Origin of the sequence: Acetoanaerobium noterae (genome assembly GCF_900168025.1) — a bacterium.
In the GTDB taxonomy this organism is placed as follows: Bacteria; Bacillota; Clostridia; order Peptostreptococcales; family Filifactoraceae; genus Acetoanaerobium; species Acetoanaerobium noterae.
Genome location: NZ_FUYN01000003.1, coordinates 273,944 through 298,610, shown reverse-complemented (window position 1 = coordinate 298,610; position 24,667 = coordinate 273,944). Strand labels below are relative to the sequence as shown.

Sequence of the window (24,667 nt, the reverse complement as noted above, 5' to 3'; positions counted from 1 at the left end):
AAGATATATGTCATCACTTTAATATAAAGGTTTTAATCACTAGAAAGCTAACGGCGCTTGTAGAGGCTGATAAAAAACTGCCCCAAATCAAATCTACAATAGTTATAAATAGAGGCCAGTTTTCCAAGGTAGCTAGGTTGGTAAGGTCGTAGGTAGCATAGGTTATAAATCCAAAAACAGCTCCAGCAAATAGGGCATAAGAAAGACTGTTTTTTTCTATAGCTGGATTTACAACAAAAAATAAAATTCCACCTACAAATATCATGTAAAAAATAATAGCAGCAGTCCAATTGATATTTTTAGCCATAATAAAGCCTAGATATTTAGCGTATAAGTCTTTGGCAATAAATCCAAGCCAAATTAAATCTATTATAAGAAATATAGCAAAAGCACTCAGGTATGATTTAATTATATACATATTCAATTCCCCCTTTGTACTTAATATATTCCCTTAGAATGAACCTATAAACCATTTAGAAATACTAAATTTCAATATGGATAGGTAAATAAAATTTATCAAAAACTCAGTGAAAAATTTGATTATAATAGCATATAAAAAAATTGATTCGCTTTTTTTTGTGGTATATATAGAAAAATAGTGAATTTATGAGAGAAGGGATGAAAATGATTAATAAAGTTAATAAGCCCATAACATATTTTCTGATTTCATTTTTAATTATTTTCATCCTATCGTTTTCTGTTATTTTTATTATGGAGAAAGAAATCAGCAAGTCAAAGTCAGATGACATTATGGCTTCAGAAGTGAGAATAGTTACTACAAAGACTCAAATACTAGAAGATGCTTTGTATAGAATAATTGGAGATTTAGGTTATTTAAATCATGTATATAGTTTAAGGTTATCTGAAAATGTAGATTCAGATGAAATAGCTATTGAATGGACAGAGCTAGCTAAGCATAAAAAAATATATGATCAAATTAGATATATTGATAAAAATGGCAATGAAATCATAAAGATAAAATATGATGGAGCAAAAGCCTATAGAGTCGATGATGATACCCTTGAAAATAAAAAAAACAGATATTATTTTATTAAAGCTGAAAATATAAAATATGACAAAATATATATATCACCAATGGATTTGAATATGAAAAATAACTCTATAGAAAAGCCATTTAAGCCTGTTATAAGATTTTCCACACCGGTTTATAGTAAAAATGGAGATTTTGATGGAATAATAATTTTGAACTATCTTGCAAAACCAATGATAGAGCGCTTTAATACTATTGCTTGTAGTGAAAATGCTGATATTTATCTTATAAATAAAGATGGGTATTTTTTATCATCAAAAAATTCAGAGGACGAATGGGGTTTTATGTTTGAGGATAAACACGATATCACATATAGCATCTTATATCCTAAGGAATGGGAGCAGATTAAGCTCGGAGAAGGTCAGATAGTAACAAATAATGGAGTGTTTACTTTTAAACCAATATATATAGATAAAAACAGTATAGACAACTTGAACGTTATGGAAGAAGGTAATGTTATATCTGAGGATGTAAAGTGGTTTGTTGTATCACATATAAATCAAAATGCCCCTGCATATAAATTTTTTGCAACAAGTCCTATTAGTTTAGGGGCTATTATTCTCAAAGACAATCTACCTAAAATTTTGCTTATAAGCTTGGTTGCTTTTCTTCTAGCTTATCTTATATATGTCAATAGGAGAACATATTTTAAGGTAAAGTACTATTCTGAATTTGACTCTCTTACTCAGCTCTATAACAGAAGATATGGTTATAATAAAATTAAAGCTCTGATAGATAGGGACGAAAGAAGAAGTAATATTTTTAGCATCTGTTTTATAGATATCAATGGATTAAAACAGATAAACGATTATTTGGGACACTCCTATGGAGATGAGCTAATTATAACAGTTGCTGAGGTTATGAAAAAGCAAATAAGAGATGAAGATTTAGCAGTTAGGTTAGGTGGAGATGAATTTTTGATTTTGTTCAAAGATGTAGATGCTGATGAGTCAGAAAAAATTTGGAGCAGAATAGTTGCTAACTTTAATGAAATAAATGAAAAGGAAAAAAGACCATATATAATCAGTGCTAGTCATGGAATAATTGAGTATGACAATAACCAAAAAAGAGCAATTGATGATTTAATAACTAAAGCTGATGAAAAAATGTATCTAGAAAAAGAAGAGATAAAAAGGGATTTAAATGTTATAAGACCAAAGGTATGATTATATTGTGAAGAAATAGGCTTGATTTATAAGACTGATTTTTAGCTCATAAATCAAGCCTATTTTATTATAAATTAACCGTTAATATTAGTTGGGTAAATCCAGAATGAATCAGATAAACAGAAAAAAATTTATCAGTATAAATAATTGTTTGCTAAGGAAAAAGGTAGGGTATTTTTAATAAAAATAGGGACTTTTTGACTATACAAATTATAAATAATGAGGTATATTTTGTATATAACATGCTTTAATAGGTTTAAAATATTTTAGGAATGCTGTTAATAGCTTAAGAATTACTGATTAGAAATCTTAATAATCAAGAATAAAGACTAAGGGAGGCGAGAATATTGAAAAACTTTATTGTTATATTAATAATTATATTTAGTATTATCGCTCCTATATCTTCGTATTCAGAATCTGATATTTATAAAAGAGATGAGCTTTTTCATAGTCATGGCTCAGTTATGCTTATTTTGGATTCAGATTCAGGTAAAATTTTGGATGCTAATAAAGCAGCTCAAAAATTTTATGGATATTCATTGTCTGAGCTAAAGTCAATGAATATAAGCCAAATAAATATATTAGATGAAAAAGAGATTAAAGCTGAAATGCAGCTTGCAAAAAACCAAGAAAGAACTTATTTCGAATTTAAGCATAAGCTAAAAAACGGTGAAATAAAATACGTAGAAGTATACTCTTCTCCTATTTTTTATCAAAATGGAGATGAGGCATTGTTGTCCATCGTGCATGATATTTCCCCAAGGGTTTTGGCAGAAAATCAAGCTAATAGAGCAAGGATAGGGGCTTTTTCTATGCTTGCAGTATTACTGTTTGCTCTAGCATATATAAGCATAGCTACAAGAAAAAATTCAAAAAAAGAAATAGAAATAAAGCGAAGATTTCAGAGTCTTTTTGACAATATGAATGAAGGTTTTGCGCTTCATGAAATTATATGTGATGAAGCAGGAAAGCCTATTGACTATAAATTTTTGGAAGCAAATAAAGCCTTTGAAACAATTACAGGTCTGAAAATAGATGAATTAAAAGGAAAGACTGTAAAACAAGTTCTTCCAAAGACTGAGCAGTACTGGATAGATTTATATGGGAAGGTCGCACTAACTGGTGAGCCTAATAAATTTCAACATTATGCTAGAAATTTAATGAAGTACTTTAGTGTTAACGTTTATAGTCCTAAATCAAATCAGTTTGCTACGGTATTTAGTGATGTTACTGAAGAAGTTTATTTTTCAGAAAAAATAAGATATTTGAGCTTTCATGATCAGCTCACAGGACTATATAATAGACATTTTTTTGAGGAAGAGTTACTAAGACTAGATACTGAAAGAAATCTTCCACTTACTATTGCACTATTAGATGTAAATGGACTTAAGCTTACAAATGATGCTTTTGGGCATAAAAAAGGAGACGAACTGCTTGTTAAAGTAGCTGAAAATTTAAAAACTGAATGCCGTTTTGATGACATAATAGCTAGAATAGGTGGAGATGAGTTTGTTATACTTCTTCCAAAAACATCTGAGCAAGAGGCTTCTAATATAATAGAAAGAATATATGCTTCGATTGAGAACACAAAAATGGACAATATAATAATATCTGTGTCAATAGGCTTTGACACCAAAACAAATGCAACTCAGCCAGTTAGTGAAATTTTTTCCAAAGCTGAAGAGCATATGTATAGAAAGAAGCTTACAGAAAGTCAAAGCATGAGGAATAAAACTATAAGTCTGATACTTCAAACTTTAAATCAAGCAGACAGCAAAGAAAAAAGACATTCCGAAAATGTAAGCAAAATAGCTGTTAAAATAGGAGAGCTTTTAAACCTTAACCAGCAAACGCTTAAAGAAATAGAGCTAGCAGGATTGATGCATGATATAGGAAAAATAGCCATCAATAATGAAGTTCTTACGAAGTTTGGAATTTTTTCAGAGAGTGAAATGATAGAGATAAGAAGACATCCAGAAATTGGGTACCATATTTTGAAATCTGTAGATGAATACGCACCTCTTGCTGAATGTGCACTTTCTCATCATGAAAGATGGGATGGAACAGGTTATCCTAGAGGATTAAAGCAAGATGAAATTCCTTTTATTGCTAGGATAATTCAAATTGCAGATGCTTTTGATGCGATGACTTCTTTTAGAAGCTATAAGGAAACCTTAAGCATTCAAGAAGCATTAGAGGAGATTAAAAATAATTCTGGAACTCAGTTTGACCCAGATATAGTAAAGCATATAACTTCTGACAAACCTTTTTTATAAAAGAAAATAAATATGATTATCAATTGATAATTGTGATTGGACTATATACCTAAGGGTATAAACTTAAGGAATTTAATTTCCAGCTATTTATGTTTTAACTCTTGAGAGGAGAAAAGATTATGGTAAAGAAAGTCAGCGTTTTGATGGTACTACTTTTAATGATGACATTAATACCGGCACAATCTTTTGCTAACGAGTACAATCTATATATCAATGGAAACAATACAGGTGGAATGATTATGGAACATTCTGGAGTGAAGATGCTTCCACTGAGGTATTTAGCAAATGCTTTAAATCTAGAGCTTATGTGGAACCAAAAGGATTTAGCCGCTTCTACAGTATTTGATGGCAAGGATGTAATGTTTAAAGCAGGAAATGACATGGCTATGGTAGGAGGTATGTCTGTAAGATTAGATCATCCACCTACATTAATGCATGGAAGATTGTATATTAGCGAAATGACTCTTCATGACATCATGGGACTTAAGGTTACCTATGATGGAATGAAAGCAGAAATTAATCTTCCAAAAGATATTATAGATGTTGCAGTTGAAGCAGGAAGCTTTAAAACTTTGGCAGCAGCGCTTGAGGCAGCTGACTTAATAGGCGCTTTAAAAGGTGATGGTCCATTTACAGTATTTGCTCCAACAGATGAAGCCTTTGCAAAGTTACCAGCTGGAACAGTTGAAAGCTTACTATTACCAGAAAACAAAGCCAAGCTAATTGATATATTGACATATCATGTTGTAGCTGGTGAAGTTAAGAGCTCTGATGTTGTTAATTTAGAAAAAGCAACAATGTTAAATGGTAAAGATGTAAAAATAACAATTGATGGTTCAAATGTAATGGTAAACCAAGCTAAGGTTATAGCTGTTGACATTGAAGCATCAAATGGTGTTATACACGTAATAGATGAAGTTATAATTCCAGAAAGCTAAAAAAATACAGACCTTGAGTCTGTATTTTTTTTGATAAATTAAATGTTTTTTTCTATATATTTTACAAGAGCCTCAGTAGTTTTGTACAAATCCTCTAAAGCCATGTATTCCTCTACTGTATGAACATTATTCATTCCAACTGCTAGAATAATTGAGTTAAAGCCCTTCTGAGCAAATATATTGCTGTCTGAACCTCCGCCTATAACAATCAGCTTAGATTCGATGCCCATGTCCTCATATACCTTTGCAAATTCCTTTGCAAATTTTAAATCATCCAGAGGTTTTAAAACAGGGAATTCACACACATATTCAAGCTTATAGCTTCCACCAAATTTCTCAGTAGCACTTTTGATAGCTTTTTCATACTCTTTTATTATTTCCATTATTTTTTCTTCAGAATGACTTCTAATTTCTCCAGTAAATTCACAAGCATCAGGAACTACATTAGTAGGGAAGTCAGATTTGATTGATGAAAAGTTAGATGTTGTAAGCTCGTCAATTCTTCCTATATTCATATTCGAAAGAGCCTCAGCAGCCATCAAGATAGCATTGATACCCTTTTCTGGTTCAATACCAGCATGAGCTTTTTTACCACTGAATGTAGCTTTTACAAAATATCTGCTAGGGGCAGAGTGAGCAACAGTTCCAGCTGCTCCTGAGTTATCTAGGACTATCATGTTTTTAGCAGGTTGCATATGGCTTGGAACTTTATCCCAGTCTATATTTTTAGCGCCTAACATGCCTATTTCCTCTGCAGGAGTAAATATAGCAAATATATCTCTATGAGCAATATTTTCTTCTTTTATAGTTCTTATAGCTTCAATTACTGCAGCAACTCCTCCTTTATCATCTGCACCAAGAGTAGTTGTTCCATCTGTTTTTATGATTAAACCTTCCTCGATTACTTTAAGGTTTTCGTTTGGCTCTATTACATCCATATGAGCAGAAAAAGTGACTCCATCGCCTGGCACAGTTCCAGCAAACTTTGCAAAGATAGTAGGGCTATCTCCATCGTACTTCACATTTCCGTTATCTAAGTAAATCTCTGCTCCCATTTCAGTTAATAGGGTTACTAAGTACTTAGCATAGTTACCTTCTTTTTTTGATGGAGAGTAGATTTTTACCATTTCAATAAAATTGTCTTTAAGTCTAGTTTTGTTCATTTGAGTCACTCCTATACATAGTTATATGAATAAATAATTTTATATAAAAATCATTACTCATATATAATACAACAAAATTCAGAAAAACAAAATTAAATTTATGAAGTAGGCTGAATAAGCTCTATATTAAGTTCTTGGAGTAGGTTAGTCCATTCATCTGATAAAGGTCTATTGACTACCATAGCATCTATACTTGATAGAGGAGCTATCAGAGAAAAAGAGGTTCTATTGAATTTTGTATGATCTACAACCAAAAATGTACGATTAGAATGCTCAATTGCTATTCTTCTGATTTCTGCTTGTTGTTCATTTGAATCTGTGATGCCAAATTTCATATGAACAGAGCTACAAGAAACAAAAGCTTTATCAAAGAAGTAACGCTTCATATCTTGAAGTACGCTTCCACCTAAAAATGACATGGAGTAATTATCAAAAACTCCTCCAATTAAAAATAATTTTATATTTTCAGAGCTAGACAAAAGCATAGCTATTTTTAATGAGTTGGTAATAACGCTGATTCTTTTTTTTGCGATTTTCATTGCAATATATAAAGATGTAGTTGAAGAATCCAGGAATATTGAATCTCCATCTTTGATAAGAGGAATACACTCTTTTGCAATTTTTTCCTTATCCTTAACTAGTATTTTTTCTCTTAGACTCACAGATGCATCACTTTGGACAGACTCGTCTATATATGCTCCGCCATAAATTCTCTTTAAAAAGCCTTCCTCTTCTAATAGCTGTAAATCTCTTCTGATGGTTTCTTCAGTCACGTTAAACGTTTTCGAAAGCTCAGAAACAGTTACGCTTTTCTTTTGAATTATAATTTCTTTAATTTTATTTTTTCTTGTAATGGCAAGCATAGAGCTTCCTCCTAAATTTTTTTGAATACGAAATTAAAATATCTGTGTTTATGTGGATTTTTTATTTGTTTTTTAGAAATTCATCATGTTGTTAATATAATATTAATATAAAAATGTAAAAAAGAATAGCTTTTTATTTGAAAAATAGAGCTTTTAGTTAAAAACAACAAAACAAAAAATATCAAACATAAAACAAAATAAAAACTTTACAAAACCAAATAAATAATGGATAATATACTTAATTTAGAATATACATTACCGTAATAAAGGAGGTGTGAAATGTATTATCTAAAAGGACAAACCTATATGCCAGAATTTGAAGCCAAAAAAATGATTTGTCAGATAGGAAAAAGAATGTATGACAGAAATTTTGTGGCATCAAACGATGGCAATATATCTGTAAGAGTAGGTAAGAATGCTGTTATTTGTACTCCTACTGGAGTTTCAAAAGGATTTATGACACCTGACATGCTAGTCAAGGTAAACCTAAAAGGGGAACGAATAGCTGGAAGATTAATGCCATCATCGGAAATGAAGATGCATTTGAGAGTATACCAAGAAAATGAAGAAATCACTGCAGTTACTCATGCTCACCCTCCAGTTGCAACATCGTTTTCAATTGCAGGGATTGAACTGAATAAGCCGCTTTTATCTGAAGCTGTGGTTTTGTTAGGAAGGGTTCCTATAGCTCCATATGCTACTCCAGGAACTAATGAAGTACCAGATTCTGTAGCTCCATTTTGCAATACTCATAATGCAGTGCTACTGGCAAATCATGGAGCGCTTACTTGGGGGAAAACCTTGGAAGAAGCATACCATAGATTAGAAACACTAGAGCACTATGCGACTATTTTGATGTATACATCTAGAATTATAGGCGAGACAAACGAGCTCAATTGTGAACAGGTAGGCACATTAATAGACATAAGAGAAAAAATGGGAATAAAAACAGGCGGAGTACCTAGTTGTTCTTCAGCTTCAACGATAGAATCCCAAAATTCTGTTGTTTTAGGAAAACAAAAAGAAACTAAACTAGAATATAAATCAGAAAACAAAGAAGAAATATTAGAAAGCATAGTATCTAAGGTAACTGAAAAAATCCTTTTAAAGCTAAGTGAAAGCAGGTGATATAGTGCAGGATTTTATCACTGAAAGAGATGTTGAAAAAATAATAGAGCAAGTATTAAGCAAACTAGAGCCAGTAATTGAACAAGTAAAACCAAAAGAAATCAACATGCTCCCAAATAAAACAAATATAGATTTTTCACAAAATGCAAATGGAATATTTGAAAGTATAGATTTAGCAGTTGAATCAGCACTTGAGGCTCACATAATATTGACTAGCTATAGGCTAGAAGATAGAGAAAAAATGATTCAATCAATTAGAAAAGAAGTTTTAGGAGATATAGAAAATCTTGCAAGGCTTGTATATGAGGAAACAAAGCTAGGAAAATATGAAGATAAAATAGCAAAGATAAATCTTGCAGCTTCAAAAACACCTGGCACTGAAGATATCAAAACAAGCGCAATTTCGGGAGATTACGGATTAACTATAGAAGAAATGGCTCCATTTGGAGTTATAGGTGCTGTTACACCAGTTACAAATCCTGTCGAGACCCTTATAAATAATGCAATTTCAATGATTTCTGGCGGGAACAGCGTTGTATTTAATGTACATCCATCATCTAAGAAAAGCAGTGCATATACAGTTGAGCTAATCAATAAAGCTGTATTAAAAGCAGGAGGACCACAAAACCTAGTAACTATGGTGAAAGAGCCTACAATAGAGACAGTAAACCAGCTTTCTTCTCATCCTAGAATCAGTATGATGGTGGGAACAGGTGGACCAGGACTAGTTAAATCTCTATTGAAATCAGGCAAAAAAACCATTGGAGCTGGAGCAGGTAATCCACCAGTTGTAGTTGATGAAACAGCTGATATGAATTTAGCAGCCAAAGGGATAATTGAAGGGGCTTCATTTGATAATAATATACTTTGTATAGCTGAAAAAGAAGTCTTTGTTGTAAATCAGGTTGCAGATGATTTGATTTATAATATGCTTTCAAATGGAGCATATATGCTAAATCAAGAAGAGCTTGAAAAGGTAATGAAGGTAACTTTAGTAGAAGACGAGGATCTAGGTGCAAAAAGCTGTACCTTGTCTTTGAAAAAGAAATACCACGTTCATAAAAATTGGGTAGGCAAAGATGCCTCAAAAATTTTGAGTGAAATAGGTATAGCTAAGCAAGATGTGAAGTTGCTTATATGTGAAGTTGACAGTGACCACCCTTATGTAACCCTAGAGCAAATGATGCCAATACTTCCACTTGTAAGATGTAGTGATGTGGATGAAGCTATAAAGCTAGCTGTAAAAGCAGAAGGTGCAAACAAACACACAGCATCGATTTTCTCTAGAAATGTGGATAACATGACTAAGTTTGCAAGAGCAATAAATACAACCATATTTGTAAAAAATGCTCCTACTTTAGCAGGCGTTGGATATAAAGGAGAAGGTAATGCAACCTTTACTATCGCTGGACCAACAGGAGAAGGAATCACATCTGCAAAAACGTTTACAAGAGTAAGAAGATGCGTTTTGGCAGAGGGTGGATTTAGAATAGTGTAGGTGAGTGTGATGAGTAGTAAAGCAATTGGGTGCCTTGAAGTGCTTGGACTCAGCGTAGCACTTGATGCTATGGACAAAGCGTGCAAAGGCTCGGATATTAAAATACTTGGGATAGACTGCAATAATCCTTCAGAAGGAGACAAGGCTAAAATACCAAATGTATTTCAGGTCAAGTTTGAAGGCGATGTATCGAGTGTAAAGGATGCTTTAGAAATAGCTAAAGCAACAGCTCTTAAGTACATCGATGAAAAAGATATTCTAACTCATATGATATCAAGAAAAGCAAGTGAAATTGATTCGATATTAAAGCTTGGAAAATTTAAAATGAAATAGGAGGTTTGGCATGAAAGCATTAGGAATAATTGAAACAAGAGGATTGGTTGCACTTATAGAGGCTACAGATGCTATGATAAAATCTGCAAATGTAGAAGTAGTAGGAACAGAAAAAATAGGTTCAGGTCTTGTATCTGTAGTAGTACAAGGAGAAGTAGGAGCGGTAAAGGCAGCAGTTGAAGCTGGAGCTGAAAGCGCTCAAAGATTAGGTGAGGTTGTGGCAGTTCATGTAATTCCTAGACCATCAATGGGACTTGAGCAATTACTGCCTGCAATTAAGTAGGTGTTTGCGTGAAAACATATGAAGCAGTAGGCGTTGTAGAGACGTTATACTTTACTGTAGCAATTGAAATGCTAGATGAAATGTTAAAATCCTCAAACGTAGAATTTCTAAGAAAAGAGACTACTCTAGGAGGCAAACTGATAACCCTATTTGTAGGAGGATCTGTTTCTGAAGTGTCAAACGCTATAGAGTTAGTAAAAAAACTAGGAGAAGGTAAGCATATAAATCACCTCAAAAATGCAATTGTGATTTCTAAACCTCATCCTGAAATACTAAAATATGTAATATCGAGTGAAAAAATTATAAATGAAGAAACTTTGAAGGTAAATAATTAATTTACTGTATCTGAGAGGAGATAAATAAATGGAAGCTTTAGGAATGATAGAAACTAGAGGATTAACTGCAGCAGTTGAAGCGGCAGATACAATGCTAAAAGCAGCAGATGTAAAGGTGATTGGAACTGAGAAAATAGGCTCTGGACTAGTTACAATAGTAGTGCAAGGAGATGTAGGAGCAGTAAAAGCAGCGGTAGAAGCTGGAGCTGAGAGTGCTCAAAGATTAGGAGAAGTAGTAGCTGTCCATGTAATACCTAGACCATCTGAGGATGTAAAAAAGGTATTACCTATAATAGGATAGTGATATATCATGGATAAACATGATTTGAAAAAGGAAATTGCAAAGCTGGTTATGCAAGAGCTAAAGACCAGTGGCTTACTAATAAATGAGTATAATAAAGTACCAGTTTCAGTATCTGCAAGGCATCTTCATCTATGCAGGGAAGATTTAGAAGCTTTATTTGGAAAAGGCTATGAGCTTACAGTTGAAAAGGAAATCTCTCAACCAGGTCAATATGCAGCAAAGGAAAAGGTTACCTTGATAACTGATAAAGGAAAAATAGAAAATATCAGAGTTTTAGGGCCTCTAAGAAATAAAACTCAAATAGAGCTCACGAAATCAGAAGCTAGAACGCTAGGACTTAATTTAGAGGTTAGAAACTCAGGTGACTTAGCCAACACCTCTGGAGTGACTATAAAAGGTCCAAAGGGTAGTATTGAGCTAAGAGAAGGGGTAATCATAGCGGATAGGCATATACACATGACTCCAGAGGATGCAGAAAATTATGGTGTAAAAAATGGACAAAAGGTATCAGTGGTTGTCAATGGTAAAAAAGGCGGAGTGTTATCAAACGTTACTATACGTGTAAATCCACGCTATAAGCTGGATTTTCATATAGATACAGACGATGCCAATGCATTTTTAATCCAAAACGGCGATTTACTAGAGCTGGTGAAATGAGAGGAGGGCAAGATTCATGTTACTTGGTAAAGTAAAAGGAAATATAATTTCTACCAGAAAGCATGAAAGGCTTGTCGGATATAAACTACTGATTGTAGAGCCTTATTACGGAAATAAAAAAGATACACTAATTGCGGCAGATAGACTAGGAGCGGGACTTGGAGAGTTAGTTCTTTTAAGTCAAGGAAGCCCAGCGCTTAAAGCTCTTGACAACGATGCACCTATAGATGCCGTAGTGGTTGGAATTGTAGATTCAGAGCCGGACAAAGGGTGATTCTAATGATGGAAAATTTAGTGAAGGTATTGGCTGTTGCTGATCCAGCAGTAAATGTATACGTGAAATCAGAATATTCGATTCTAAATAAGTTTAAGGCCACTCATGGAATTGATGTAGAATTTGACATTATTCCTTTTGAAAACTATTATGAAAAGCTCATGAAAGCATTTGCTGGCGAGCTGGATTATGACATAGTTATGGTGGCTGGACATCTATGGCTTAAGGATTTTGTTGCAAAGGACTATTTAGCTCAGCTAACAGAGCCCTCAGATAAAGCTTATGACGAAATGGATATAACTGAGGTTGTAAGAGATGAAATGAAGATAGATGGGAAAAAATATCTTTATCCTTCATTTTGCGATGGACATATAATGCTATATAGAAAGTCTATGATAGAGCCTGTATATGGAAAAATAAATAAAAAATCCATAACTACAGATGAATATCTAGATATAGCAAGAAAATACTATAAGGAAACTTCAAAGCCTTCAGTGGCTATGAAAGCTCATGAATCTGAGATATTTTTAGATATTCTTCCTTTTATAAGAAACGAAGGAATTGAACCGTTTGATGAAAATACTCATATGCCACAGCTAGATGATATAGGTTGTCTTAACGCACTAAATAAATATTTAGAACTTAAATCCTACGCAGTGTCAGGGACAGAAAATTTTGCAAATGATGAAGTAAGAAAAGCATTTCAAAATAAAGAAGTCCCTATGACAATCACCTGGGGAGGACAACTGGGTATGGTTATGGATGAAAACTGTATAGATAAAGAAGATGTTGGATTCTTAGCCCTAAATACTAGCTGGAACGTAACCTGGAGCTTTGGAGTATCAAAAGCTTCATCTAGAAAAGACAAAGCAATAAAACTACTTGAATATCTTACTAGTAAAGAAGTTGATAAGTATGTTGGAAGCTATGCAGGCTCTCCTGTTAGGAAATCAACATATGAAGCAGATAAAGATAATTATCCTTGGTATGAAATTCATTATGATTTGGTAACTAAATATGCAAAGCCTTTGCCAAAGATGCTAAATGCTGGAAAGCTCATGGAACCTATATACAAAGGAGTATATAGTGTGTTTACAGATAAAGCTTTGCCTGCGAGTGCTTTAAAGAATATGCATAATCAAGTTATGAAGCTGAAAATGGAGGAATCTAAATGAAACTTATAGTTATAGGTGGTGTAGCTGCAGGAATGTCTGCTGCATCAAAGCTAAAAAGATTAGATCCCCAAGCTCAGGTTGTAGTTTATGAAAAAGGAAGTTTTTTATCTTATGGAGCCTGTGGTCTTCCCTATTATGTTTCAGGAGTCAATGACGACTACAAAAAAATGATAATAAGAACTCAGGAAGATTTTGAAAAAGCTGGAATTAGTACATTTACAAATCATGAAGTAATAAAAGTAGACCCTCAAAACAAAACTATAATGGTAAGAGATTTAATCTCAAAAAGCATGTTTATAGATAAATACGACAAGCTCATGATTTCTACGGGAGCTCATCCTATAGTTCCAAACTTTAAGGGAAAGGATTTATCTGGAGTATTTGTACTCAAAACCTTAGAAGACGGAATAAAGCTAAGAGAAGCAGCTTCAAAAAGCGAAGTGAGAAATGTAGTCATAGTAGGCGGAGGCTATATTGGAATAGAACTGGCTGAAGCGATGGTAGAGCTTGAAAAGAATGTAAAAGTGCTTGAAAAAAGTGAGAGAATTCTAACCTCTTTTGATAAAGAAATTTCTGAAATTGCAGAAAAAACTCTAAAAAATCATGAAGTAGAGCTCTTGCTAGATGAAGAGCTTGAAATTATAAAAGGCACAGAAACTGTAACTGGAATAAAAACATCTAAAGGTGACTACGATGCAGATATGGTGATTTTATCAATAGGAGTAAAGCCATCTACAGACTTTCTAAAAGGCTCAGGTATTGATTTAGCTAAAAATGGTGCAGTAATTATCGATAGAGAGATGAGAACAAGCGTAAGTGACATCTACTCTGCTGGGGACTGTGCGGAGGTTTACCATATGGTAAAAGAAGAAAATTCCTATATTCCACTGGGAACTACAGCAAACAAATGCGGTAAAATTGTAGGAAATAATTTATCTGGTCAGCATCAGAAATTTATTGGAGCTTTAGGTTCAGCAGCTATCAAAATAATGGATATGGAGATGGCAAGAACAGGTATAGGAGAAAGCGAAGCAAAGGCTATGAAGCTTGATTATGATACGGTTTTTGTAAAAGACTATAACCATCCTCCATACTATCCAAATAGAGAAGCATTATATATTAAGCTGATATATGAAAAGCGAACTCATAGGATACTTGGAGCTCAGATTGCAGGAAAGCAAGGAGCTGTTCTTAGAGTGGATATGTTTGCTATAGCTATCCAAGCAAAAATGACAGCAGAAGATATAGGGATGGCTGATTTATGCTATGCACCACCATTTTCTGGTGTATGGGATGCTGTAAATATAGCGGCAAATGCTGTAAAGTAGGTGAAAAATGACAGCAAATAAAATTAAAACCTTGAAAGAGGCAGTAAATTTAATTGAAGATAAGATGACGATAGCAATAGGAGGCAACGTGCTTCACAGAGCTCCGATGGCTTTTGTTAGAGAGATAGTTAGAAGCAAAAAAAGAGACTTAAGAATAGTAAAAACAGCAGGAGCCCATGATGTGGATTTACTTTGTGGCTCTGATTGCGTGAGTATAGTTGATGCAGGCTTTATAAGCTATGAAACTGAGTTTGGACTTGCTAATCATTATAGAAAAGCTGTGGAAACTGGAAAAATAAAAGCCAATGAACATGCTTGCTATACTGTTATGTGCGCTCTTAGAGCTGCTAAAGCAGGACTTAACTTCATGCCAGTAAAAGGATTAGTTCATAGTGATTTAATTGCGGAAAACGATTATTTTAGAAAAATAACAGATCCTTTTAGTGGTGAAAGCGTGACTGTAGTAAAAAGTATAAATCCAGATGTTGCAGTTATTCATGTTCATGAATGCGACAAGGAAGGAAATGCTGTTATTTATGGTCCTAAATTCGATGACGAATTAATATCTCTTTCAGCAAAAAGAGTAATTTTGACAACAGAGAAGCTTGTTAATAAAAGCAAATTTTCTAAGCAAATGCAAAATATAGCTATACCTGGTTTTCTCGTAGATTCTATAGTTGTTATTCCAAAAGGAGCATCACCATGTAGCTGTCCTGGACTATATGACATAGACGAAAAGATTCTAAAGGACTTTACAAGTAATTGTTCTAAAGAGCATATAGAAAAATATTTAGCATATTATGAAGCTAAAGATTCTGTAAAGGGGGCGTTTTATAGTGTATAGTACCTCGTATACTGCAAATAAGCCTCATCATCCAGCAGATATAATGATATGTGCAATAGCTAGGATGCTGAAAAACGATGAAACTATCTTTCATGGAGTTTCCTCTTCGCTTCCTATGGTGGCTATGAAGCTAGCAAAAGCTTTATATGCTCCAGATGCTGTACTTTTAAATATCCCTGGCGGAGTGAATTCCTCATCATTTAAGACATCTGAGTATTCATCAGCAGGAGAAGAGCTTTGGGATAATTCTGAAGCAATATTTCCACTAGAAAAAATATTTGACCTTTCTATGAGAGGTGGCTTAGATGTAGCTTTTTTAAGCGGAGTCCAGTTCGATGCAAGTGGCAATGTCAACGCATCTGTAATCGGAAGCTACTCAAAGCCTAAGGTTAGATTGCCAGGTGGAGCTGGTAGCGCTGTACTTATCCCAACAGCAAAAAAAGCTATAATTTGGAGAACTAAGCATGACAAAAGAACCTTTGTAGAAAATGTTGATTTTGTTACTACAAGAGGAAATATTCATAAAATAGTTACTCCACTTTGTATATTTGGTTATGAGAATTCTAGATTATATCTAGATAGCATCAGCCCAAATACTACGATAGAAGAAGTAAAAGCTAATACTGGATTTACAATATTTGAAGAAACTGTTCCAACCATTATGGAGCCTACAAGAGAAGAGCTAAGCTTAATAAAGCGTATTGATCCAAAAGGTGTGCGTTATAAGGAGTTTTCTAAGTAGGAGATGTAGCATAAGCTACTATTACTTTGATGGATACTTAAATTTATCCATAGATAATTACAAGGAGGAATAAAAAGTGAAAAGAAAATTATCGTTTTTACTAGTATTGGTAATGGCAGTAGCATCTCTAGCAGGCTGCTCAGGCGGCGCTAGCACAGATGAAGCAAGTGGTGATTCAGCTGTAGCAATGTACGAAGGTACACCATTAGCTGAAAAAGGCGACATAAAAATCGCTGTAATTAGAAATCTAGGCGCTGACGAGCATACAGCTCAGTTTTTAGCTGGAGCAGTTGAAGAAGGTAAGTCATTAGGATTTGGTGTTGATACATTTACAACAGATGGAAACAACGCAAAGTTTGAAGACATATTCAACCAAGTTTTACTAGGTGACTATGATGGAATAGTTGTATCTCATGGACAAGACAATGCTCAGGCTTTAATCGAGCAAGCAACAGAAAAAGGTATACCTGTAGTAGCATTTGATACAAATGCTGAGGTTGAAGGCGTAACAACTACAGCTCAAGATGATTTTTCACTAGCAAAGTTATCTTTAGATGCACTTATTGCAGCTAACCCTGGAAAAACTCCAAAAATTATCAAAATGTGGGTAGCTGGATTCCCTCCAATGGAGAGAAGAGAGCAAATCTATCAAGAATACGTAAAAGAAGGTAAAATTGAAGAAGTAGCAGTTGTAGGTGAAGTAGGAGACTTTACAAACGTTGCAGGGCTTAATGCAAATGCTATAGGCTCTTTATTAACAAGATTCCCTAAAGGCGAAGTAGATGCTATCTGGGCTAGCTGGGATGCATTTGCTACAGGGGCGTTTACTGCACTTAACGAAAATAACAGAACTGAAATCAAAATCTTTGGTATCGACGTTTCAAATGCTGACCTTCAGATGATGCAAGCAGAAAACTCTCCATGGGTACTTACTGCAGCTGCTGATGCTAAGCTTGTAGGAACACTTAACGTTAGATTACTAGCTAAGAAAATTGCAGGAGAAGAAACACCAGCAACATATGAAATACCAGCAACTACTATAGCACAAGAAGATTTAATGAAAGCAGGCGGACAAGTTACAGTTGAAACTCTAGCAGACGTATACGATACTTGGGGTAAATCAGAGACATTTAACGAAGATTGGATGAAACAAATCAAAGGAAGCAATTAAATTTGACTGCGGAGAAGGAGGAGTTATTCTTTCTTCTCCTCTATTTACTATTTGGATAAAACGATTTCTTACACTTTTAGAACCTTGATATTAAATTGAATTTAATTGGTCTTATATATAAAATAAGATATTAATATAAAGTTTCAAAAATATAATTTGAGGTGATTTAAATTGGAAACCTTTAAAGTAGAAATGCAGGATATTTCTATTGAGTTTCCAGGAGTAAAGGCATTAAAGGGAGCAAAGTTTGCCACACATGGAGGAACTGTTCATGCCCTTATAGGTGCCAATGGTGCTGGAAAATCTACACTTATGAAAATTCTATCAGGTGCCTATTCTCACTGGAGCGGCAATATAATGATTAATGACAAGCAAGCTAATATTAGAACGACAAAAGAATCAAAAGATTATGGGATACAGATAGTTTATCAAGAGGTAGACGTGGCACTTATTCCTTACCTTACTGTAGCTGAAAACATACTGCTAGATCAGATGGTAAATGAAATGGACCATAAGCATTTTGTAAACTGGAGAGAAATAAACAGAAAAGCTAAAGAAGTTTTAGAGCATCTTAACTTAAATATCCCAGTAAGCAAAAAAGTTGAAGAGCTTTCTCTTGCTCAAAAGCAAATGATTCTAATTGCAAGAGCCATAGCACAAAACTGCTCACTTCTTATACTTGATGAACCAACTGCACCATTGTCAAAATCTGAAACAGACGAGCTTTTTAAAGTAGTAGCTGAGCTAAAGGAAAAAGGAGTAGGAATTATATTCATATCTCACCGATTACCTGAAATTTTTACAATCTGCGATGATATAACAATAATGAGAGATGGCCAGTTTATTACTCAGATGAAAATTAAGGATACAAATGAAAAGCAAGTGGTTGAATATATGCTTGGAAGAAGCTTAGATGAGAGCTACCCTAAGTATGATGCCAACATCGGAGAAGTGTGCTTTAGCGTTAAAAACCTTCAGGATAACAAAACACTAAAAGGCGTTAATCTTGATATTAGAAAAGGTGAAATAGTAGGAATAGCTGGTCTTGTTGGAGCAGGAAAAACAGAGCTTTGCAAAGCATTATTTGGAGCTGAGCAAATAACTGCAGGAGAAATAACTCTAAATGGAAAAAAATTAAATCTGAAAACTCCTTATCATGCTGTTAGTGAAGGAATAGCACTAGTACCAGAGGAAAGAAGAAAAGAAGGAGTATTAGTTGAGGAGTCGGTTGTAACTAATTTAACTCTACCTAGTTTGGAGAATTTTTCTAAAAACAATTTTGTACAGTTTAAAAAAGAGCACGATGTATCGCTTAAAACTATAAAGGATTTAGGAATAAAAACTCCTCATGAAAAACAAAAGGTAGCTTATCTTTCTGGAGGGAATCAGCAAAAGGTAGCAGTAGGAAAATGGCTAATAGCAGATGCTGACTTATATATATTTGATGAGCCTACAAAAGGAGTAGATGTAGGAGCAAAATCAGATATATTCGAATTAATAGGAAGATTAGTAACTAAAGGCAAATCAGTAATATATGCAACATGCGAAACTCAAGAAATACTTGGTATTTCTGATAGAATATACGTAATGTACGATGGAAAAATAGCAAAAGAGCTGGTTACAAAGGATGCTTCTGAGGATGAAATCCTATTTTATTCAGCAGGAGGGAATTAATAATGAACACTAAGACAAGTTCAAAGCAAAATAAAAAATTTAGTTTTTTTGATTTTCTATACAATTATGGAACACTTCTAACAATTGTAGTGATTTTTGCATTTTTTACAATTGCTACTGATGGAAGATTCATGCAGGCTGCCAATCTAGTAAATATACTAAGAGCTATGTCTATAACAACTGTAATAGCTACAGGTGTTATGATTTCCCTTGTAGTTGGAGGATTTGATTTATCAGTAGGCTCAGTTGCATCTATGACAATGGCAGTATCTACAGCTATGTTTGTTTGGTATGACCAGAATATATTTGTAGCTATAGCAGCTTCTGTAGTAATAGCGGCAGTAATAGGTTATTTGAACTCTATTCTTATAATCAAAGGAAGAATTCCAGATATGCTTGCAACCTTAGCTGCAATGTTTATATTCAACGGAGTTTCTTCAACTTTTTCTCAAGGTAAAATCATATCTCAAAATATGATAATGGCAGATGGAACTACTTCTACTGGACTTATAGCTCCAATGTTTAGAGAGCTTGGAAAAGTTCCAACAATAATAATTATAATGGCATTAATAATGGTTGTAGTACATATATTCCTAAAATATACTAAGCATGGAAGATATATGTATGTAGTAGGTGGAAACAAGGAAGCGGCAAGACTATCTGGAGTAAAAGTAAATAAATATATTATTGTTGCCTATGTTATGTCAGCTATATTAGCTGGAATAGGAGGAATTTTACTTGCGGCTCGTATAGGACAGTCAAATCCGTCAGGTGGAGCTGGATATCTAATGGAATCAGTAGCTGCGGCATATATAGGTTTTTCTGTAGCAGGAGCTGGAAAGCCAAATGCTATAGGAACTTTCTTTGGAGCACTACTTATGGTTGCACTTTCAAATGGTCTAGTTATGCTTTCAGTTCCATATTACTCAATGGATATAATTAAAGGAGCAGTTCTAGTACTAGCACTTGGATTAACATATTATAAAAACGAAGCGTAGAATGGAGGAAATACGATGAATTTTGATAAGTATTTTACTATGAGCGAGGCTGATGCAGCACTATACGCTAAAACAAAATTGGATTTCTTTGGAAAAGACGAAGAACTAGTTTGTAAGGAAATTGGAGATGGAAATCTAAACTATATATTCAAAATCGATTCGCTTTCTACATCGAAATCTCTAATTATAAAGCAATCTGGTCCAGTTGCAAGAATTTCAGATGAGTTCAAACTATCAGCCGATAGGAATAGAATAGAATATGAAATTCTAAAATATCAGAGCACTTTAGCTCCAGGATTAGTGCCAGAGGTTTACAGCTATGACCCTATTATGAATTGCACATCTATGGAGGATTTATCTGACCATGTGATTATGAGAACTGAAATGATTAATCATAAGCAATTTAAAAAATTTGCTGATGATATTACTACATTTATGGTAAATACACTACTTCTTACTTCTGACGTGTGTATGGAGCATAAAGCAAAAAAAGAGCTGGTTAAAAACTTTATCAATCCAGAGCTTTGCGAGATATCAGAAGATCTAGTATACACAGAGCCATTTAGTGATATAAACAATAGAAATGATATCTTTGCTCCAAATGTTGAATGGGTAAAAGAAAATATATATTCAGATGAAGCTTTAAAGCTAGAGACAGCAAAGCTGAAGTTTGATTTTATGAACAATGCTCAGGCTCTTGTTCACGGAGATCTTCATACAGGCTCGATATTTATTAAAGAGGACTCAACAAAGGTAATCGATCCAGAATTTGCTTTTTACGGACCGATGGGCTATGACATTGGAAACGTAATAGCTAACCTTATGTTTGCTCTTGCAAATGCTCAGGCTTATGAAAAAGCTGAGCAAATTAAATGGCTAGAGAATACAATAGTAGAGGTAATAGACCTGTTCAAAGAAAAATTCTCTAAAGCATGGGATGAAAAAGCATCAGAATATACAGCAAAATATAAAGGCTTTAAGGAATATTATCTAGATACTGTACTTCGCGATACTGCAGCAGTTGCAGGATTAGAAGGAATAAGAAGAATCGTAGGAATAGCTCATGTAAAAGATATAACTTCAATTCAAGATGAAGAAAAGAGAACCAAAGCAGAAAGACTATGCATGCTTGCTAGCAAAAGCTTTATCATGAAAAGAGAAGAATTAAAAACAGGTAAGGATTTCTTGGAAGTAATAAAGCAAACTACAGTGAAGCTTTAATAGGAGGAAAATATGTCTAATAATGTGCTTAACTTTCAGTCTGTAAGACTGGATGAAGATAAAAATGTACTTGTGATTTTAGATCAAACAGTGCTTCCTAATTCCACTTCGTACCTTGAGCTAGAGACAGTTGAGGATGTGTGGGATGCGATATATAAGCTACAAGTAAGAGGAGCACCTGCTATTGGAATAGCTGGAGCGTATGGAGCTTATCTTGGAATAAGCAAAAGCACCTGCGAAAATTATGAAGACTTTTATGCTGAGTTTATGAAAGTTAAAGAAAGAATTGCATCATCAAGACCAACTGCTGTAAATTTATTTTGGGCACTAGACCGTATGGAAGCTTGCCTAAAGCAAAATAAAGATAAAGCTGTACCAGAAATTATCAAAGCACTAAAAGCAGAAGCTCATTTTATTAGAGATGAAGATGAAAAGGTGTGTAAAGCAATAGGAGAATATTCACTTTCACTTTTAAAACCTGAGATGGGCATTCTTACTCATTGCAACGCTGGAACTATAGCTACGGCAAAATATGGTACAGCACTTGCACCACTTTATCTTGGAGCTGAAAAAGGATATAATTTCAAAGTATTTGCTGATGAAACAAGACCTCTTCTTCAAGGAGCAAGACTTACTGCTTGGGAGCTAAATGAAGCAGGAATAGATGTTACACTGATTTGTGACAACATGGCATCAATAGTTATGAAAAATGGATGGATAGATGCAGTGGTGGTAGGTTGTGATAGAGTGGCATATAACGGAGACACTGCAAATAAAATAGGAACATCAGGAGTGGCAATACTTGCGAAAGAATATGGAATTCCTGTATATGTTCATGCTCCACTTTCTACTATAGATTTAAATACAAAAACAGGAAAAGATATTCATATAGAGCTAAGACCTGGGGAAGAGATATACAAGACCTGGTATGAAAAGCCAATGGCTCCAGAAGGTATCAAAACCTATAATCCAGCTTTTGATGTAACAGATGCAAAATACATCACAGCTATAATAACAGAAAAAGGAATTGCATACCCTCCATATGAAGAATCACTTCCAAAGCTTTTTGAAAAATAAACCTTATTTTGAATAAACTTAGATTCTAGGAAGCTCTACTAACAATCTGAGATTGCAACGATTAGTAAGGCAATATTAAAGGACTATCGAAAATAAAAGAAAATTAAAATATATTGTTTGATTCTTGATCAAGAGCCACAATATATTGAATTTGCCTTTCTTATATTCGATAGTCCTTTTTGATTTATTATAGCTAGGCATGAGATATGGAATTTCTTCCTATTTTTTTTGCCTCATATAAAGCGAAGTCTGCTTTTTGAATGAGGTCTTCACAGCTTACATTGCAATCTTTTGTAAAAGTTGCTATGCCAATACTCACAGTCACATAATCAGAAATAGTAGATGTCATATGCTCTATTTCTAGATTTTCAATATTGGTTTTGATATTATCTGCCAATATATTAGCGGAGTACTTGTCTGTTTCAGGAAGAAGGACTACAAATTCCTCTCCTCCATATCTTGCTACTAAATCAGTTTGTCGTTTAACGGTAGATCTTAAAGTAGCTGCTATAGTTTTCAAACAAATATCTCCTTGAACATGCCCGTAAGCGTCATTGTAAAGTTTGAAGAAATCTACATCTATCATAATGATAGATAAATTAGACCAATTTCTTTTCATTCTTGCGTATTCATACATTATGCGTTGCTCTAGGTATCTTCTATTTGCGAGTCCGGTCATAGAATCAATCAAAGAATTTTTTTCTGCTATTTCTTTTTCTATTTTTAGCTTGTTAGCAAGCTCAGATGCTTTTAGCTCAGCTTTTTTCTGATCTGTTATATCGATAGTACTTGTCCTATATCCACTAAAAACATTATTCGAATCATAAATTTTTTTCCAGGAAATCAAAATCCATCTTTCTCCAAATATTTTATGATTAATTAAAAATTCATTTTTACCAGAAATTCTACTACTCAAGGCATACTTATATTCTTTAGCAAGGCTAGCTAAATTGTCTGAGATAACGATGTCTTTAAAGATGTCTTCAAGCTTAGTGGCTTCATTAGGCGAATATCCGATTATATGCTTTATCATTTCGTTAGTCCATATTAACTTTCCATTTTCATTAAACCAAGCCTCCCAGCTAGCAGAGGAAAGAGCGATAACTTTGTATTTTTGCTCGCTTTCGATTAATTTCTTTTCAGTTTCTCTTAAATCACTTACATCCCTAATTATTGATATCACATATTGCTCATCTTCGATTACTATTTTACTAGATGAAATACTTCCTAAAAAGGGCTCTCTTTCTTTGGTATATAAATAGGCTTCATAGTTTTCTAGAGTTTCACATTCCACAAGGGCATTTAAGAACAGATTCCTTGCTGAATTGTCATTCCAAATATTTAGTTCCAAAGTAGATTTATTTTGTATATCTTCAAATCTGTAGCCAAGCTTATCTATGAACTTCTTGTTAGCATGAAAAATTTTACCATCATAAAGTTTAGTTACCACAACTAAATCTGGACTGATATCTATTATATTAGAAAATTTTATTTTTTCTTTTTCGAGCATAGAAGAAAGCTTTTGATTTGTTAGAAGGATAATACCAAAGCTTCCTAGTACTGATGGCAGTAAGGCAGATAAGTCAGTCAACAGGACTATAAACTCATATAGTTCAGGTTTAGAAGGAAGAACCATGATAGTAAACAATACTCTAAAAATCCAAAATGAAATATTTATCCAGTATGTAATTATCAAAAATGAAATACTTCGATGTATCTCTGAGGTTCTATGAGAATATAAAAGTCTTAACACGAATGCTGAAAACATCAGTAAAACAATAGAAGTACTAAACATTCTAAGCGTAGTGTTGTCTGAAAACACAGATATATAAATTAATAAAAAAGAAAAAAGAGCTGATCTGTAATTACTAAACTTAAGTTTATCTTCAAAAAAACTTTTTAAAGAAATATAATAAACACCTTGACCTAGAATCAGCAATAAATTACTAGACATAATGGCATAGGGTCTAAAGGAGGGAACACTTGCAAATAAACTTAGTACGAAACCTAAAATTACCATCCCAGTCCCTGCTACCCATATTTTAAGAAAGCTATGGTTTTTATATAGCTTAATGTGATAAAACAAAACAAAAAACAACAGTACTATAGATATAATTACGCCCATTAAAAAATCATATATATTTAAATTCATACTATCCCCCGATTAT

Annotated in this window: 24 protein-coding genes; 20 read left to right on the top strand and 4 right to left on the bottom strand. The window is 33.7% G+C overall.

Features of this window, described 5'->3' with window-relative positions; genetic code table 11:
* Positions 1 to 13 precede the first annotated feature (13 nt).
* Entirely contained in the window at positions 14 to 418 is a 405-nt protein-coding gene (locus B5X47_RS07610; RefSeq protein ID WP_079589562.1) for a DUF2177 family protein, read from the bottom strand.
* A gap of 206 nt (positions 419 to 624) precedes the next feature.
* On the opposite strand from B5X47_RS07610, the gene B5X47_RS07605 reads away from it, so the two are divergent.
* The 3 genes from B5X47_RS07605 to B5X47_RS13875 all read left to right on the top strand — a co-directional run bounded on the left by B5X47_RS07605 (position 625) and on the right by B5X47_RS13875 (position 5,431).
* On the top strand, positions 625 to 2,217 hold the full coding sequence (locus B5X47_RS07605) for a sensor domain-containing diguanylate cyclase (RefSeq protein WP_159446432.1): 1,593 nt from the start codon (positions 625 to 627) through the stop codon (positions 2,215 to 2,217).
* A 347-nt stretch (positions 2,218 to 2,564) separates the two neighbouring features.
* On the top strand, positions 2,565 to 4,493 hold the full coding sequence (locus B5X47_RS07600) for an HD domain-containing phosphohydrolase (RefSeq protein WP_079589560.1): 1,929 nt from the start codon (positions 2,565 to 2,567) through the stop codon (positions 4,491 to 4,493).
* 119 nt (positions 4,494 to 4,612) lie between these two features.
* Positions 4,613 to 5,431, top strand: a complete 819-nt coding sequence (locus B5X47_RS13875; protein ID WP_200805099.1) for a fasciclin domain-containing protein — start codon at positions 4,613 to 4,615, stop codon at positions 5,429 to 5,431.
* 38 nt (positions 5,432 to 5,469) lie between these two features.
* Here B5X47_RS13875 and B5X47_RS07590 read toward each other — a convergent pair whose 3' ends face one another.
* Both B5X47_RS07590 and B5X47_RS07585 read right to left on the bottom strand, forming a co-directional pair.
* On the bottom strand, positions 5,470 to 6,594 hold the full coding sequence (locus B5X47_RS07590) for a M20/M25/M40 family metallo-hydrolase (protein ID WP_079589559.1): 1,125 nt from the start codon (positions 6,592 to 6,594) through the stop codon (positions 5,470 to 5,472).
* Between the two features lie 98 nt (positions 6,595 to 6,692).
* The gene (locus B5X47_RS07585) at positions 6,693 to 7,457 is read right to left on the bottom strand and encodes a DeoR/GlpR family DNA-binding transcription regulator (protein WP_013360891.1); all 765 of its coding nucleotides are present in this window, start codon (positions 7,455 to 7,457) and stop codon (positions 6,693 to 6,695) included.
* A 279-nt stretch (positions 7,458 to 7,736) separates the two neighbouring features.
* Here B5X47_RS07585 and B5X47_RS07580 point away from each other — a divergent pair, with 279 nt between their 5' ends.
* From B5X47_RS07580 to mtnA, 17 genes are all read left to right on the top strand, one after another.
* Positions 7,737 to 8,585: a class II aldolase/adducin family protein gene (locus tag B5X47_RS07580; protein ID WP_079589558.1), complete on the top strand. Its 849-nt coding sequence runs from the start codon at positions 7,737 to 7,739 to the stop codon at positions 8,583 to 8,585.
* Positions 8,572 to 10,083, top strand: coding sequence for an aldehyde dehydrogenase family protein (locus B5X47_RS07575; RefSeq protein ID WP_143215787.1), 1,512 nt, complete (start codon positions 8,572 to 8,574; stop codon positions 10,081 to 10,083). Before B5X47_RS07580 ends, B5X47_RS07575 begins: the two co-directional genes overlap by 14 nt.
* Positions 10,084 to 10,092: 9 nt before the next feature.
* The gene (locus B5X47_RS07570; RefSeq protein ID WP_013360894.1) at positions 10,093 to 10,416 is read left to right on the top strand and encodes a BMC domain-containing protein; all 324 of its coding nucleotides are present in this window, start codon (positions 10,093 to 10,095) and stop codon (positions 10,414 to 10,416) included.
* A gap of 10 nt (positions 10,417 to 10,426) precedes the next feature.
* Complete coding sequence (locus B5X47_RS07565) at positions 10,427 to 10,699, top strand: BMC domain-containing protein (protein WP_013360895.1); 273 nt, start codon at positions 10,427 to 10,429, stop codon at positions 10,697 to 10,699.
* Positions 10,700 to 10,707: 8 nt separating this feature from the next.
* A complete protein-coding gene (locus B5X47_RS07560; RefSeq protein WP_079589557.1) occupies positions 10,708 to 11,034 on the top strand; it encodes a BMC domain-containing protein in 327 nt (108 codons plus the stop codon).
* A gap of 28 nt (positions 11,035 to 11,062) precedes the next feature.
* Positions 11,063 to 11,335, top strand: a complete 273-nt coding sequence (locus tag B5X47_RS07555) for a BMC domain-containing protein (protein WP_013360897.1) — start codon at positions 11,063 to 11,065, stop codon at positions 11,333 to 11,335.
* Positions 11,336 to 11,344: 9 nt separating this feature from the next.
* A complete protein-coding gene (locus tag B5X47_RS07550; protein ID WP_079589556.1) occupies positions 11,345 to 11,995 on the top strand; it encodes a phosphate propanoyltransferase in 651 nt (216 codons plus the stop codon).
* 16 nt (positions 11,996 to 12,011) lie between these two features.
* Positions 12,012 to 12,269, top strand: coding sequence for a EutN/CcmL family microcompartment protein (locus B5X47_RS07545; protein WP_013360899.1), 258 nt, complete (start codon positions 12,012 to 12,014; stop codon positions 12,267 to 12,269).
* A gap of 5 nt (positions 12,270 to 12,274) precedes the next feature.
* Complete coding sequence (locus B5X47_RS07540) at positions 12,275 to 13,444, top strand: ABC transporter substrate-binding protein (RefSeq protein WP_079589555.1); 1,170 nt, start codon at positions 12,275 to 12,277, stop codon at positions 13,442 to 13,444.
* The gene (locus B5X47_RS07535) at positions 13,441 to 14,772 is read left to right on the top strand and encodes a CoA-disulfide reductase (protein ID WP_079589554.1); all 1,332 of its coding nucleotides are present in this window, start codon (positions 13,441 to 13,443) and stop codon (positions 14,770 to 14,772) included. Before B5X47_RS07540 ends, B5X47_RS07535 begins: the two co-directional genes overlap by 4 nt.
* A 7-nt stretch (positions 14,773 to 14,779) precedes the next feature.
* A complete protein-coding gene (locus B5X47_RS07530) occupies positions 14,780 to 15,616 on the top strand; it encodes a CoA transferase subunit A (protein ID WP_079589553.1) in 837 nt (278 codons plus the stop codon).
* Complete coding sequence (locus tag B5X47_RS07525; RefSeq protein ID WP_013360903.1) at positions 15,609 to 16,358, top strand: CoA-transferase subunit beta; 750 nt, start codon at positions 15,609 to 15,611, stop codon at positions 16,356 to 16,358. Before B5X47_RS07530 ends, B5X47_RS07525 begins: the two co-directional genes overlap by 8 nt.
* A 76-nt stretch (positions 16,359 to 16,434) precedes the next feature.
* Positions 16,435 to 17,529: a sugar ABC transporter substrate-binding protein gene (locus tag B5X47_RS07520; protein ID WP_079589552.1), complete on the top strand. Its 1,095-nt coding sequence runs from the start codon at positions 16,435 to 16,437 to the stop codon at positions 17,527 to 17,529.
* Positions 17,530 to 17,700: 171 nt separating this feature from the next.
* Positions 17,701 to 19,203 carry a sugar ABC transporter ATP-binding protein gene (locus tag B5X47_RS07515; protein ID WP_200805098.1) on the top strand — a complete coding sequence of 501 codons (1,503 nt, stop codon included), beginning with the start codon at positions 17,701 to 17,703 and terminating at the stop codon, positions 19,201 to 19,203.
* A 2-nt stretch (positions 19,204 to 19,205) separates the two neighbouring features.
* Positions 19,206 to 20,201, top strand: coding sequence for an ABC transporter permease (locus B5X47_RS07510; protein ID WP_079589551.1), 996 nt, complete (start codon positions 19,206 to 19,208; stop codon positions 20,199 to 20,201).
* A 15-nt stretch (positions 20,202 to 20,216) separates the two neighbouring features.
* Complete coding sequence (gene mtnK / locus B5X47_RS07505; protein WP_079589550.1) at positions 20,217 to 21,422, top strand: S-methyl-5-thioribose kinase; 1,206 nt, start codon at positions 20,217 to 20,219, stop codon at positions 21,420 to 21,422.
* Positions 21,423 to 21,434: 12 nt separating this feature from the next.
* Positions 21,435 to 22,499, top strand: coding sequence for an S-methyl-5-thioribose-1-phosphate isomerase (gene mtnA, locus B5X47_RS07500; RefSeq protein ID WP_013360908.1), 1,065 nt, complete (start codon positions 21,435 to 21,437; stop codon positions 22,497 to 22,499).
* A gap of 193 nt (positions 22,500 to 22,692) precedes the next feature.
* Here mtnA and B5X47_RS07495 read toward each other — a convergent pair whose 3' ends face one another.
* Complete coding sequence (locus tag B5X47_RS07495; protein ID WP_079589549.1) at positions 22,693 to 24,651, bottom strand: diguanylate cyclase; 1,959 nt, start codon at positions 24,649 to 24,651, stop codon at positions 22,693 to 22,695.
* Between the last annotated feature and the right edge of the window lie 16 nt (positions 24,652 to 24,667).